Consider the following 14,436-nt stretch of genomic DNA (forward strand, 5'->3'; position numbering starts at 1 on the left):
ACAAAAATTATCTTTAATGAATAGCTATCTCGTTGTCTTTAAGATTTTTACAATGTCATCTACATCCTTTTCATTATTATAAAAATGAAAACTTAAACGCACTCCATCTCCCCTTTGGGCACAATGGACACTATTACTTTCCAGTTTCCTGTAAACCTCGTTGTCTACCTTAATATTAAAAATAGTGCTATGACCTATTCTACGACTAAATTTTTCATCCAACAGCCCTAATTGTAGAAATGCCGACTTTGCCTTTTCCGCCAATTGTTGATTATGTAATGTTATGGCATCCATCCCAATCTTGACAAAATAATCCATTGAAAATTTTAAACTGCCAAAATTTAAGGAAGATAAATGTCCAGGTTCAAATAACTTGGCAAATCTAATTTTATTCTTCTTTTCCAAATCACCATTTGCAGCATTGAAACCAATAGTTCGTAAATTAACGTTGTTCCTTACCTCATCAGAAAACAACATAAAACCATTTCCATATCCTGCCAACAGCCATTTGTAAGCACTTGCTCCCAATACATCAATGCCCGAAGCATCAAAATCAAAACTTGCACTTCCACAAAACTGCGTGCCATCTGCAACTATAAATAAATTGGGAAAATCTATTTTTAGTCTTTTTAAAAAAGCGCGATCTATAGAAAAGCCATCTACCCATTGCACCAAACTTAACGCCAAAACATCAATTCCTTTCTTTGCAATTAAATCATAGATAACATCTTCCAAATCATACGTCATTTGCACATATTCAATATCAAAATCCCTATTTTCAAAAGCCCAGTTCAATGAAGGGTAATCCCCTTTTAACAACAACACCTTTTTCTTAGGGTTCAACCCCTCAAGCAACATATTTAGGGCAATGGAAAAATTGTTCACCAATGCAACACGCTCCCTATTACAGTTAAAAAAACGTCCTACGGTATCCCGTGTTTCGGAAATCACTTGTAGAGCCTTTGAACGCATATCACTTCCATGTATCAAAAAATCAAGATCATGTTCTTGACGCCAGTCCAATAACGATTCATACATTGGACCATAAACTGCAGTATTGGCATAAATACCATTTCGTAGTACCGGAAATTCCTTTCTTAATTTTTCCATATTTTATTGGGTAATATACATTTCCTGTATCTTTGAGTTAAAGATAGGAAGAGCAATGTTTTCCAAGAAAAAAAACACCAAAATAGATGTAGAGCAACATGAGCTCGTAGAAAACGCACAAAAGAGAATAGCTCAGAAAAAAAAGCTATACACTCACTTTGTAGTGTTTTTGATAGGTAGTGTTTTCCTAATCCTGATAAACAAAATTTTAAAATACGGTCAAGAATATGATTGGTTTATATGGGCCATAACATTCTGGGCATTTTTATTTGCACTGCACATATTCAATGTATTTATTACCAATAGATTTATGGGCAAGGAATGGGAACGTTCCCAACGGGAAAAACTAATTCGTAAACAGCAGGAACGAATTAATGAAATGCAGAAAGACTTGGATACCCAGCAACCTTTAGAAATTGAACCTAAAAAAAAACTGTATTGAAAACCCTAATAATGATTGCCGCCGCAGCCGAGAACGATGCATTGGGCAAGGATAACGACCTATTGTGGCATTTGCCGGATGACTTTAAGCGGTTTAAAAGATTAACAACTGGCCATAAAATAATTATGGGAAGAAAAACTTTTGAGAGTTTTCCAAAACCTTTACCCAACAGGACGCATATTATTATAACTAGAGATAAAAATTACACTACGGATTTTAAAGATTGCATAATTGTACATACGATAGAACAGGCCATTGATTTGGTAGCTAACGAAATTGCCTTTATCATTGGTGGTGGCGAAATATACGCATTGGCGGAAAAATTTGCAGATAAAATAGAACTAACAAGAGTTCATGCAAATTTTGATGAAGCGGATACCTTTTTCCCAGAAATAGATGAATCTCTTTGGATGCTATCCGTACAAGAATTTCACCCCGCAGACGAGCGCCATAAATATGCATTCACCTATCTTACCTATACCAGAAGAAATCCTTCTTTCAATGTTTAAAAATCTAAAAAATTAACATTTGATTCCATATTGAAAGGAGTTAAAATACCGGCTAGTACCTTCTTATTAATGTTTGTATAAAATTGATGCTTACCCTTTTTGTTAAGGTCTGCAAGCAAATTAAATTTCTCCAATACATTCTTGGTCTGTTTTGCTACAGCCCGCCCAGAATCTATTATCGTTACATTTTTCGGCAATATTTTCCGCAATACGGGAATTAGGTATGGATAGTGGGTACAGCCCAATACCAAATGATCCATCCCTTGCTCCAACATTGGGGTCATATAACTTTCCAAAAGTCCAAACAATTCCGGACTTTGCAACTGCCCAGCTTCAATCAACTCTACCAAACCGGTTCCCTGTTGTTCCAATATGGTTATACCGGCAGCATGATTTTTAGAAGTACTATGAAAGAGACTACTGGACAAAGTTCCTTTTGTAGCCAATACACCCACAATTTTTGATTGCGATCGTAATGCGGCCGGTTTAATAGCGGGCTCTATTCCTATAAAAGGTATGGAGTAATGGTCTCGTAAATACTCAATAGCATTTGTGGTCGCCGTGTTGCATGCCACTACCGCCATTTTACAATCCTGTGCCAACAAATGTTCAACATTCTTAGTACTTAGCGCTATAATGCGCTCATTAGATTGTTCCCCATATGGAGCATTTTTACTATCTGCCAGGTATATACAATCCTCATTGGGCAGCAATTCCTGAATTTCACTCCAAATAGAAGTGCCACCTATACCAGAGTCAAAAATGCCTATTGGCCTATTATCCATATTATTCCAATACCTGTATTATTGGCTTACCTGTTGTACCGTTAGGAAATGAAATACCCAAAAGGGCGGAAATGGTAGGCGCAATATCAGGAATTTCCGTTCGTTCAAAAGTCGCTCCCGGTTTAATCCCCTTACCATAAAAAAGTAATGGTGTATGGGTATCGTAAATTTGGGGAGACCCATGGGTTGAACCCGTTTCCGAATAAGAAATGAAACCGGGTTTTAGCACGACCAAAATATCACCAGAGCGCTTTTGATTATATCCGTTCTGTAAAATGTAAGGAATACCATGGGTATACTCATTATTCCACATTTGATCCGCAGTGTACACCCTATCAACAGCATCATAACTTAAAAATTCCTGTGCAATTTCCGCTTGGACTTCAGCAAGGTTCAAATCAAGATTTTTTATGATTTTATGGTCCAGGAACAGCTGATAATTAGAATAATTTTTCACAATATCCTCTGTACCATAGGTATACCTTAAAAACTCTGCTAATTTTTTGGAATTAGTAGCATTATCAACATAACCTGATGGAATTTTTTGATCTCTTAAATATGCAGGCACTTCAATTGCTGCATGGTCCGCAGAAAGAAACAAGGTATACTCACCTTCGCCCACGGTTTTGTCCAATGCTTTGAACAATCTTGCCAAATCCTCATCTAAACGCAAATAGGTATCTTGAACTTCCTTTGAATTTACACCGTACTTATGACCAACATAATCCGTGCTGCTATAGCTTACCGCTAAAAAATCCGTTATGTCATCTTGCCCTAATGCTTCCTGCTTTAAAGCTTCTATAGCAAAGTCCGTTGTCAGGGAATTACCAAATGGTGTTGCCTTGATAATGTCAAAATCCTTGTCCTTATGCAATAAAGATGTAGTACTATGAGGAAAGGTTGGTGCTTTTTCACCATTAAAAAGCCCTTCATAGGCGTTATTGTCAGTACCACTTTCTTTATACTCCTTAATATCCTTTAATGTATTCCATGCTTTCTTGTACGATCGTGCTTTTCCAGATGCATTAAAATCCTGCACCCATTTTGGCAATACATCCATATAATATGAACTTGTTATCCATTTCCCTTCATCCTCTCCATGAAACCAATATGCAGCATTGGCCGTATGGCCACCGGGCAAAACAGCGCCCCTATCCTTTAATGCTATGGCAATGGTCTTACTTCGTAATTGGTTATGAAGCCGTAATTCATCGGTAACCGTGGTAACGGTCATTCTATGCGGAGACATTTTACCAGCATTGGATGCAGTGCCTATTGATGAATATGTTTCATCACCCGCACAATACACATCTTGCTCTATTTCCTTATCATACCAATTATTACCTATCACCCCATGAACGGAAGGAGTCGTTCCCGTATAAACAGAAGTATGCCCAGGACCTGTGCTAGTAGGTGCATAATTATAATGATTGTTTTTGCAATTAAACCCTTGCTCCACCAATCTCTTAAAACCATCCTTACCATAATGGTCGTAAAAGCGTGTTAAATAATCATAACGCATTTGATCCACCACAATACCTACCACTAACTTTGGCTTGGTTCTTATAATATCCTCCCCGGTGGTAGATTTACCCCGGTTTTGTGCAACGACATTTGCGCTTAAGAAAAATAGTCCCAAAACAAACGCGACTACAAAATAACTTCTGATTTTCATACTGATCCAATTGTAGCACAAAAGTAAATAAATTACACCTTTAAAGATTAAACCGAGGTTAAATGAAGTCCATTATTGTTATTTTTACAATAAGAATTCTATTTTTATTCAATGAACTATTTGGCATCTGTAGGAAGCTATGCAATTATGATCCGTGAGGTATTTAAAAAACCTACCAAATGGAGAATAATGAAAACGCTGATTTTAAAGGAAATAGACGAATTAATCTTTAGTTCATTAGGTATCATAATTTTTATTTCCTTCTTTATTGGTGCTGTGGTTGCCATACAAACCGCATTGAACCTTACCAACCCGCTCATACCAAGAAATCTTATAGGATTTGCCACTAGACAATCTGTTATCTTGGAATTTGCCCCAACGTTCGTTTCCATTATTATGGCAGGAAAAGTTGGATCCTATATTACATCCAGCATTGGAACAATGCGTGTTACAGAGCAAATAGATGCTTTAGAGGTCATGGGCGTAAATTCATTGAATTACCTGGTATTCCCTAAAATTATTGCTATGCTATTTTATCCGTTTGCAATAGCCATTTCTATGTACGTAGGTATTTTTGGCGGATGGATGGCAGGTGTTCTTGGCGGATTTTTAACCAGTACCGACTTCGTAACCGGACTACAGACAGATTTTGTGCCATTTCATATTGCCTATGCATTTATCAAAACATTATTATTCGCTTTCATTATAGCTACTATTCCATCATTTCATGGTTTTTATATGAAGGGTGGTGCTTTGGAAGTTGGCAAGGCAAGTACGACCGCTTTTGTTTGGACCAGTGTTGTCATTATTATTTTGAACTATATTTTAACGCAGCTTTTACTAGGATAATGATAGACGTACAAGACATACACAAATCTTTTGGCGACGCCCATATCCTTAAAGGTATTTCTACCAAATTGGAAAAAGGTAAAACCAACTTGATCATTGGACAAAGTGGATCTGGAAAAACAGTATTTCTTAAATGTCTATTAGGTCTTTTTTCCCCTGAAGAAGGTAATATTGTTTACGATGGTAAAAAATACGCTGACCTATCCGATAATGAAAAGCGAGAATTGCGACAGGAAATGGGCATGGTTTTTCAAGGAAGCGCTCTTTTTGACAGTATGACCGTAGAAGGCAATGTAATGTTTCCGTTGGAAATGTTTACCAAACAGTCCAAAACAGAAATGCAAGACCGTGTCAATGCGGTACTGAAAAGGGTAAACCTTATTGATGCCCATCATAAGTTTCCATCCGAAATTTCCGGAGGAATGCAAAAAAGAGTTGCCATAGCCAGGGCCATAGTCATGAATCCCAAATATTTGTTCTGCGATGAACCAAATTCTGGACTTGACCCCAAAACCGCTATCTTAATTGATAATTTGATCAAGGAAATTACAGAAGAATATAATATCACCACCGTAATCAATACCCATGACATGAACTCGGTAATGCAAATTGGGGAAAAAATCATTTTCCTTAAAGATGGGTACAAGGAATGGGAAGGTACTAAGAATGAAATCTTTAAAACAGATAATGAGGCCGTTACCAACTTCGTCTATTCCTCTGATTTATTTAAAAAAGTACGTCAAATGTACATTGAAGAACGTAATTAATCTTTAGGCATTTCCTTAATCTGAATATTCTTGTTATTCAATCTAAGGCGCAACCACTCCTGCAACTTGGTCATATCCTTAACGGTTTCAGACCTGTTGGCATCTTTCTTCCAGGTAACCTCAAATAATGGAATACTATCAGTCTTATTAAAATCCGTCGAAATCAAATATGCATACCCCATGCGCTCCAGATTTTCATAATTGGTTTTAGCCTCCAAGCTAATTTCAGTAAATGGAATCTGATTGGAGGAGATTTGATTTAACCTCAGCAATTCCGTTTCAAGAAACTTAATGCGCTCATCCTTATTGGAAAGAATACTTTTTTGAGATTCATATAGCTCATTTACATATTTGAGCTCATTGGCCTCATCACTCTTTGAACCCTGCACGACCACCAAATCTATTCCCTTGAGCTGTTGGTATTCTTGCATTTGATTTTCCCATGTGGCAATTACATTATCGGGTATTGTTTCATTGCCCATAAAAACCAACTCTATCTTGGAGTTGTCCTTATCACTATATACGATCTCGCTAAAATCCTTCAAGAATTTTCCTTCTCCCGTAAACTGATAAGGCACTATTTTTTCATCGATAAAACTTCCGGCGTCTCGCATAAACAGAGATTTTTGAAATACGCTATAAAAGGTAATTCCTGCCGGGATCATTACAAGAATAGCTAGCAATGAAGCCAATCTACTGATCAACCTTCTTCGTTGCGAATTTACATAGCGTACCATGGGAAAACGCAAAAGCTTGATCACCAAAAACGTTGCCAATGCTATAAAAATGGTGTTAATGGTGAAAAGATAAAGTGCACCGGTGGCGTAGGACCAATTTCCTATTGCCAAACCAAAACCAACCGTACATAATGGTGGCATCAACGCAGTTGCGATCGCAACCCCAAAAATAACACTAGCAATGGTTCCCTTTTTTGCACGGGCAATTACCAGAGCCAAACCACCAAAAAATGCAATTAATACATCTCTAATATCCGGTGCCGTTCTTGCCAATAACTCAGAAGACTCATCCCTAAGCGGAAAGAACCTGAAAAACAAATAGGCCGTAATGACACTCAAGACCACCATAACGGCAAAATTTTTCAATGATCTTTTTAACGTGTCTATATCATTGATCGCCACGGACATGCCAATTCCTAAAATTGGACCCATTAGCGGCGAAATTAACATTGCACCTATGACCACTGCAGTAGAATTGGCATTAAGACCAATTGAGGCTATAAAAATGGAGCAAATCAAAATCCATGAGGTATGGCCCTTAAAAGGAATATCCGCTATTATAGCCTCCTTGGTCGCTTGCTGATCCGTGTTGGTACGTATATCCAACAACTCGGACAAAAATTTCTTGATGCTACCTAAAAGCCCTTGAAAATCCTTTTTTACCTCTTCACCCCCACTACCTTCATTACTTGTTGGGGTAATGTTATCTTGATTAAGATTGTTTTCCATAATTAAGCATATTCATCTCCAAAGGTTTCCTTGACCTTATTGAGCACTTGTTTAATATCCTGTTCCTTGGCTTTTGGATAAATTAATAAAACTTCATCCTTATCCACTATAATATAATCATCTAGTCCATCTACCACAACCACTTTTCCTGCTTTAGACCTAATCATATTGCCATTGGCGTCTTGCGTCAACACTTTAGCGTTGACAACAGCATTATTGTCTTGGTTCTTATCAAGCTTATCATATAACGAACCCCATGTTCCTAAATCGTTCCAATCAAATGTGGCTTCCAAAACGAAGATGGCATCTGAATTTTCCAAAATAGCGTAGTCAATGGAAATATTTTCGGCACTTGGATAAGTATTGGCAATAAATTCACGCTCACCACTTGTATTATATGCCGAAAAACCATCGAGAAACAATTGATGCTGTTTGGGCTGGTAGTTCTGAAAAGCTTGTACTATGGTCTTTACACTCCACATAAATATCCCGGCATTCCACAAAAAGTTTCCTTGGGCCAAAAATTCCTTTGCAGTTTCATAGTCCGGTTTTTCCCTAAACTGATTTACTTTTTTAATTTGGGACTGATCAGATTTATCAAACTCAATATATCCAAACCCTGTATTAGGAAAAGATGGTTTTATTCCTAACGTACATAATACATTCTCTGTCTTGCATTTTTCAAAACATGCTGTAACATCTTTTGCAAATGCTTCTTCATCTTCTATCCAGTGATCACTTGGCGCTACGATCATTACCGCATTTTCATTCATTTTTTGGATTTTCATTGCCGCATACAAAATACAGGGGGCCGTATTTCTCATTGCAGGCTCCAATACTACCTGGTCTTGCTTTACCATTGGCAACTGCTCCAATACCAAATCATTATAACGCTCGTTGGTCAGAATTAAAATATTCTCCGTAGGTACAAACTTGTTTAAACGTTGAAATGTTTTCTGGATCAAGGTACTGCCCGTACCCAGCATATCATGAAATTGTTTTGGGTTATCACTCGTACTTATTGGCCAAAACCTTGACCCTACTCCACCTGCCATCAATACGGCATAATAATCTTTGTTCATATTAACTTTTTATTAATTCCACTTCGGCATTGGGCTGAAATAAAAACATTCTGCCAGAAGCCATTTCTATACATTCATAGCGCTTGGTACGTTTGTTTCCCTTTTTAAAAATTTTTCCGTTATAAATTCTAAAAACGCTACCTATTGGTAATTCGTAAACGTAATTTTTATCTGATTGTTGCTCGTCATATTGCTTTAATGCAATAGACAAGCGGGCGTCTGTACTACTACTTGCTTTTGGGTTCTTAAAATGTCTTGCAATCAACGGTAACACCTGTGCAGGAAACACTTCGGGCCTTATAAACGGCAACATTAAATGTTGAAAAGTTTTTTTCCACTCCACACCATGTGGCTTTATTGATCGACCATATTTTTCAAATGCGACCAAGTGCGCAATTTCATGAATGAGCGTTATTAAGAACCTATATTTATTTAATGATGCGTTTACTGTTATTTGATGATGCCCATCTTTCCTTCTTCTATAATCCCCATGCCGTGTTACCCGTTCATTTACGATCTTTAAATGTACGTGCGTTACCTTTATAAGCTCAAAACATGGAATTACTGCAGATTCCGGCAGATATTTGGCTAAAGTTTGATGCATATTTAAGGTGTACTACTACTTACCTGTAAAATTTTTCCATTATATAGTTTATGACCAGTCAAAGTAAAATTCATAACATACTCGGCCATTTCTACCGCTGTTACCGGTGCTTTATATCCTGGAAAAGCTTCTTCCAACATCTCGGTCTGTACCGCTCCCAATGCCAGCGCATTGAAAGAAGGCCCCGTTTCCTTAAATTCTTCCGCAAGTAATTCCGTCAAAGTCAAAACCGCACCTTTACTTGAACTATATGCCGCCAACCCTGCAAACTTGGCACTACCTTGAATACCGCCCATTGAACTAATGGTAACCACATGGCCTCTATTATCCATGAAGGGCAAGACCAACTTTATCATTTCCGCCACTCCAAAGACATTGACCTCATAGACCGATTTAAATTCTGCTTCCGTAGTTTCCAAAAAAGGTTTATTGACCAATTTTCCCGCATTATTGACAAGGGCAATGACATTGGCATCCCTTTCTTTTAAGAAGGAATATAAATGTTCCCTGTCCGTTGTAGAGGATACATCAAAAGGGAATGATTCTATGTTCTTATTCCCAAGTTTCTTAATTGGCCGTTCATTTCTTGAAAGGGCCAATACCATATTACCTTTAGCGGCCAATAACTTGCATAACTCATAGCCAATGCCCCTGCTGGTACCTGTTACAATAATGTAGTCCATTACTCGTATTTTACTTCTTTTATAGGTGCATTGATAATGCCCTCTAACATAGGTTTTGCATCATTGATTATCGATGACATATGTTCAAAATCCATTAAATGTGCTTCATCCCCAACTTTATGATATTCCCCAAAATTAGTAAAGTCAAATGAACTATACGTTTGCGAAGGCACATTGAACTCATCATGGAACGGTGCATTATCCGACCTTCTAAACAAATTAAACTCTTTGGCCTTTGGTAGAAAACCTACAAAATTCTTACCGGCATGAACATTGCTGATTTCCGCTAAATTGGACTGCTCATAACCTGTAAGATATAAATCGTGATCTTTATTGAGCATGGGCACCCCAATCATTTCAAAATTCAACATTACATATACATTTAAATTTTCCTGCTTTAATTTTTGTGCCAAATGCTTGGAACCCAGCAACCCTTTCTCTTCCGCAGAAAATAATGCAAATAGTATACTCCGCTTATTATTATTTATTCCACCAAAATATTTAGCAAACTCAATGACTGCAGTTGTACCTGATGCGTTATCATTGGCCCCATTGGCGATATTGTCGGCAGCAACGGCATTGATCAAACCTATATGATCATAGTGCGCACCTATAATTACATATTCATTCTTGAGTGCAGGATCAGTGCCCGGCACAACCCCAACTATATTATAGGCTATACCGTCACTATAATTGCTTAAAGTATCCTTATAGGTAGAATAATATGGCGCAACATTGTTCTCCTCAAAAACATCCTCAATAAAACTGGCCGCTTTCCCTATACCTTCGCTACCGGTATCCCTACCCTGTAATTCATCAGAAGTTAAAAAAACCATTGTTTTTTCTATATCATCAGAACTTGTAGCGACACCGGTCTTGGATTGTATAGTATTTACCGCAGTAGGAACATTCTCCGCACCTTGAGACACGGATCCCTGTACCCCTTTAGGATTATTGGTAGGATTTAGTACAGTGGACTGGTCTATCTTGGCGTTTCCACAACTTAAGACCATTAAACCAATAAGTACCACAATTATATATTTCATATTACTATCATTTAGATTCTAAAGATAAAAAAAAGCATCCCGTTAAAAGGATGCTTTCATAATTCTATTTATTGAAGATTCCTAGGCAAGCATTGTCACCGGATTCTCAACATATGACTTTAATGTCTGAAGGAATTGTGCCCCTACAGCACCATCAACAGTTCTATGATCACAAGCAAGAGTCAATTTCATGGTACTGCCCACTACAATCTCACCATTTTTTACTACTGGTTTTTCAACAATTGCTCCTACCGACAATATTGCCGAATTAGGTTGATTAATGATACTTGTAAATTCTAGAATACCGAACATTCCCAAGTTAGATACTGTAAACGTACTTCCCTGCATTTCTGCGGGAGCTATTTTCTTACTACGTGCTTTTCCTGCCAAATCCTTAACGGCCGCACCAATTTGGGTAAGTCCCAAAAGATCACAGTGTTTTACCACGGGCACTACCAAGCCTTCATCCACTGCAACCGCTACACCCATATGAATATGCTTATTATACGTTGTTGTGTCACCGTTCCAAGTAGTGTTTACTTGAGGATGTTTCTTCAGCGCCATAGCACAGGCCTTTAAAACCATATCATTGAAAGACACCTTGGTATCTGGCAGACTATTGATCTGCGCCCTGGACGCTTTGGCATTGTCCATATCAACCTCAATTGTAAGGTAAAAGTGCGGGGCACTGAACTTTGAATTACCCAAGGCCTTGGCAATCGCCTTACGCATATTGGAATTCTTGACCTCTTCCGTACCTTCTTCCCCAGATGGCAATGCCATGGAGACTGGTTGAGATGCAACAGCGGTTTCCGCTTTTCCAGCAGATGCCGCTTCAGGTGCTGCAGCAGTACTTGGAGTATAATTCTCTATATCTTTTTTAATAATCCTTCCATTATCACCGGATCCGGTAACTTTGGCCAAATCTATACCTTTATCGGCAGCAATTTTTTTAGCCAAGGGAGATGCAAAAATTCGTTCCCCATCAGCAACCGATTTTGTATCCTCTTTTTTGGTATCCGCTTGGGTTGGCTTACTTTCTTCTTTAACCGAACTCGTCGCGGTACTTTTCTTCCCTGCACCGGACTTATTGTTCAAAACGGCATCTACATCCGTACCTTCAGGACCTATAATGGCCAAAACAGCATCTACAGGGGAAGATTCACCTTCTTGAATACCTATATATAGCAACTTACCACTATAAAATGACTCAAACTCCATAGTAGCTTTATCCGTTTCTATCTCTGCAAGAATATCACCTTCTTCTACATCATCACCTACCTGCTTTAACCAACTTGCCACGGTACCTTCCTCCATGGTATCACTTAAACGGGGCATCTTTACAATTTCCACTCCTTCCGGAATTTCACCACCGCCTTGCTCCGTATCTTCGGAAACCTCCATTTGATCTTCATCTTCAGATGCAGTATCACCAGTAGTTTCAGAGGCCGGCGCAGATGTGCCACTACCGTTCAATAAAGAGGAAATATCCTCACCTTCATCACCTATGATGGCCAATAGACTGTCCACAGGTGCAGTGTCGCCTTCCGGAATCCCAATATGCAACAAAGTACCTTCATTGAAGGATTCAAACTCCATCGTAGCCTTATCGGTTTCGATTTCTGCCAATATATCGCCTTCTTCAACTTTATCTCCTACGCTTTTTAACCATTTAGCTACGGTACCCTCTTCCATAGTATCGCTTAAACGGGGCATATTTACTACTATAGCCATTTAATTATATTTTATGTTGAACAAATGGAAAATCCTCTTGTTCGTAAACCATATCATACAATTGGTTTACTGGTGGATAATCTGACTCTTCTGCAAACTTTTCGCATTCCTTAACCAAATCCTTGACCCTTTTGTCAATTTCCTTGATTTCCTTATCTGTTGCGTATTCGTTTTCCTTTATAATATCCAATACCTGGGTAATTGGGTCTATTTTCTTGTATTCCGCAACCTCATCCTTAGTTCTATAATGTTGGGCATCTGACATGGAATGACCTCTATAACGGTAAGTCTTCATTTCCAAAAATGTTGGACCGCCACCACTTCTTGCTCTTTCTATTGCCTTGCTCATTTCTTGGGCAACCGTTACAGGATTCATACCATCCACAGGGCCACAAGGCATTTCATAGCCCAAACCAAGTTTCCAAATTTCCGTAGAGAACGATGTACGTTCAACTGATGTACCCATGGCATAACCATTGTTCTCACAAACGAATACCACTGGCAATTGCCATAACATAGCTAAATTGAACGTTTCATGCAAAGAACCTTGCCTTACGGCGCCGTCTCCCATATAACACAAGGTAACATTATCCCTACCGGCATACTTGTCGCCAAAGGCCATTCCGGCACCTAAAGGAATCTGACCTCCTACGATACCATGCCCTCCGTGAAAACGATGTTCTTTTGAAAATATGTGCATAGAACCACCCATACCTTTGGATGTCCCTGTTACTTTACCATATAATTCCGCCATTACACGTTTGGGATCCACACCCATACCAATTGGTTGCACATGGTTTCTATATGCAGTGATCATACGATCCTTGGTAAGGTCCATTGCATGTAGGGCGCCAGCCAAAACAGCTTCTTGACCATTATACAAATGAAGAAATCCTCTTACCTTCTGCTGAATGTAAACAGCGGCCAATTTATCCTCAAATTTCCTCCAAAATAGCATGTCCTCATACCATTTCAAATACGTTTCCTTGGTGATTTTTTTCATCAATTTTAACTAAAGGTTTTAAAATTCCCTGAGATTCATATGGTAAACTTGACCAATGTCTCGCAGAGGGGCAAAAATACACATATTAATGAATCGATAAAAATAATAGAAGCAAATGAATTACGAAATTATATGCTTAACAAAAACAATAAAGAACGTGGTTATTTTATGGAAGGTGTTTTACAGCACGTATTATAGATAGCTACTATTGAACCCCAGTGGCAAAAGGTCCGCTACGGAATTGCACATAATGACCTTGCCCGTCTCACCCATAAACAACAGTTTAATAGGTTCCGATTGTTTAAACTCATATTCCGATATGGCCTGCCTGCAGCTACCACAAGGCGCAACGGGCTCATTGACACCATGGTCCAATGCCGCGGCAGATATTGCCATGGCCCTAATACGCATTTCAGGATATTTGGCCCCAGCATAGAATATTGCTACACGCTCAGCACATAAACCGGCCGGATAGCAGGCATTTTCTTGATTGTTCCCTTCAATAATTTCATTGTTCTCCATTAATACCGCAGCACCTACCGAAAATTTGGAATAAGGCGCATAGGCCTTTTTTCTTGCATTTATAGCCGAGGACATTAAGGTCTTAAACGATTCATTCAATTCCTCGACATTTTCATGAACCGTTACCTCGATATTTATTTTTTTACGTTCCGCCATCTT

Annotated in this window: 16 protein-coding genes; 5 read left to right on the plus strand and 11 right to left on the minus strand. The window is 38.5% G+C overall.

Annotation, left to right across the window (positions count from 1 at the left end; translation table 11 throughout):
* Nucleotides 1–24: 24 nt before the first annotated feature.
* Complete coding sequence (locus Q2T41_RS05375; protein ID WP_304435234.1) at nt 25–1,110, minus strand: aminotransferase class V-fold PLP-dependent enzyme; 1,086 nt, start codon at nt 1,108–1,110, stop codon at nt 25–27.
* Between the two features lie 55 nt (nt 1,111–1,165).
* Here Q2T41_RS05375 and Q2T41_RS05380 point away from each other — a divergent pair, with 55 nt between their 5' ends.
* The gene (locus tag Q2T41_RS05380; RefSeq protein ID WP_304435235.1) at nt 1,166–1,552 is read left to right on the plus strand and encodes a 2TM domain-containing protein; all 387 of its coding nucleotides are present in this window, start codon (nt 1,166–1,168) and stop codon (nt 1,550–1,552) included.
* Complete coding sequence (locus Q2T41_RS05385) at nt 1,549–2,061, plus strand: dihydrofolate reductase (RefSeq protein ID WP_304435236.1); 513 nt, start codon at nt 1,549–1,551, stop codon at nt 2,059–2,061. The genes Q2T41_RS05380 and Q2T41_RS05385 overlap by 4 nt, the downstream gene beginning before the upstream one ends.
* On the opposite strand, the gene murI is transcribed toward Q2T41_RS05385, so the two are convergent.
* Entirely contained in the window at nt 2,058–2,846 is a 789-nt protein-coding gene (gene murI / locus Q2T41_RS05390) for a glutamate racemase (RefSeq protein WP_304435237.1), read from the minus strand. The genes Q2T41_RS05385 and murI overlap by 4 nt on opposite strands.
* A gap of 1 nt (nt 2,847) precedes the next feature.
* Nucleotides 2,848–4,521: an alkaline phosphatase PafA gene (gene pafA / locus Q2T41_RS05395; RefSeq protein WP_304435238.1), complete on the minus strand. Its 1,674-nt coding sequence runs from the start codon at nt 4,519–4,521 to the stop codon at nt 2,848–2,850.
* 111 nt (nt 4,522–4,632) lie between these two features.
* Here pafA and Q2T41_RS05400 point away from each other — a divergent pair, with 111 nt between their 5' ends.
* The gene (locus tag Q2T41_RS05400) at nt 4,633–5,370 is read left to right on the plus strand and encodes an MlaE family ABC transporter permease (RefSeq protein ID WP_089263314.1); all 738 of its coding nucleotides are present in this window, start codon (nt 4,633–4,635) and stop codon (nt 5,368–5,370) included.
* Nucleotides 5,370–6,137, plus strand: coding sequence for an ABC transporter ATP-binding protein (locus Q2T41_RS05405; protein ID WP_089263312.1), 768 nt, complete (start codon nt 5,370–5,372; stop codon nt 6,135–6,137). Before Q2T41_RS05400 ends, Q2T41_RS05405 begins: the two co-directional genes overlap by 1 nt.
* Here Q2T41_RS05405 and Q2T41_RS05410 read toward each other — a convergent pair.
* The 7 genes from Q2T41_RS05410 to pdhA form a co-directional block, all read right to left on the minus strand.
* On the minus strand, nt 6,134–7,603 hold the full coding sequence (locus Q2T41_RS05410; protein WP_304435239.1) for a DUF389 domain-containing protein: 1,470 nt from the start codon (nt 7,601–7,603) through the stop codon (nt 6,134–6,136). The genes Q2T41_RS05405 and Q2T41_RS05410 overlap by 4 nt on opposite strands.
* Before the next feature lie 2 nt (nt 7,604–7,605).
* Complete coding sequence (locus Q2T41_RS05415) at nt 7,606–8,685, minus strand: mannose-1-phosphate guanylyltransferase (RefSeq protein ID WP_304435240.1); 1,080 nt, start codon at nt 8,683–8,685, stop codon at nt 7,606–7,608.
* Nucleotide 8,686: 1 nt separating this feature from the next.
* On the minus strand, nt 8,687–9,289 hold the full coding sequence (locus Q2T41_RS05420; RefSeq protein ID WP_144802035.1) for a SprT-like domain-containing protein: 603 nt from the start codon (nt 9,287–9,289) through the stop codon (nt 8,687–8,689).
* Nucleotides 9,290–9,291: 2 nt separating this feature from the next.
* Nucleotides 9,292–9,972, minus strand: a complete 681-nt coding sequence (locus Q2T41_RS05425) for an SDR family oxidoreductase (RefSeq protein ID WP_304435241.1) — start codon at nt 9,970–9,972, stop codon at nt 9,292–9,294.
* Nucleotides 9,972–11,018, minus strand: a complete 1,047-nt coding sequence (locus Q2T41_RS05430; protein WP_304435242.1) for a M28 family metallopeptidase — start codon at nt 11,016–11,018, stop codon at nt 9,972–9,974. The genes Q2T41_RS05425 and Q2T41_RS05430 overlap by 1 nt, the downstream gene beginning before the upstream one ends.
* Before the next feature lie 81 nt (nt 11,019–11,099).
* Nucleotides 11,100–12,752, minus strand: a complete 1,653-nt coding sequence (locus Q2T41_RS05435; RefSeq protein WP_304435243.1) for a dihydrolipoamide acetyltransferase family protein — start codon at nt 12,750–12,752, stop codon at nt 11,100–11,102.
* Nucleotides 12,753–12,756: 4 nt separating this feature from the next.
* Nucleotides 12,757–13,755, minus strand: a complete 999-nt coding sequence (gene pdhA, locus Q2T41_RS05440; protein ID WP_089263298.1) for a pyruvate dehydrogenase (acetyl-transferring) E1 component subunit alpha — start codon at nt 13,753–13,755, stop codon at nt 12,757–12,759.
* A 48-nt stretch (nt 13,756–13,803) separates the two neighbouring features.
* Here pdhA and Q2T41_RS05445 point away from each other — a divergent pair, with 48 nt between their 5' ends.
* Nucleotides 13,804–13,953 (plus strand): hypothetical protein, encoded by a 150-nt coding sequence (locus Q2T41_RS05445; protein ID WP_304435244.1) that lies wholly within the window; start codon nt 13,804–13,806, stop codon nt 13,951–13,953.
* Here the strand turns inward: Q2T41_RS05445 and cdd are convergent.
* Entirely contained in the window at nt 13,948–14,433 is a 486-nt protein-coding gene (cdd, locus tag Q2T41_RS05450; RefSeq protein WP_304435245.1) for a cytidine deaminase, read from the minus strand. The two genes, Q2T41_RS05445 and cdd, sit on opposite strands and share 6 nt — an antisense overlap.
* Nucleotides 14,434–14,436: the final 3 nt, after the last annotated feature.

Origin of the sequence: Maribacter confluentis (assembly GCF_030505015.1) — a bacterium.
Taxonomy (GTDB): Bacteria; Bacteroidota; Bacteroidia; order Flavobacteriales; family Flavobacteriaceae; genus Maribacter; species Maribacter sedimenticola.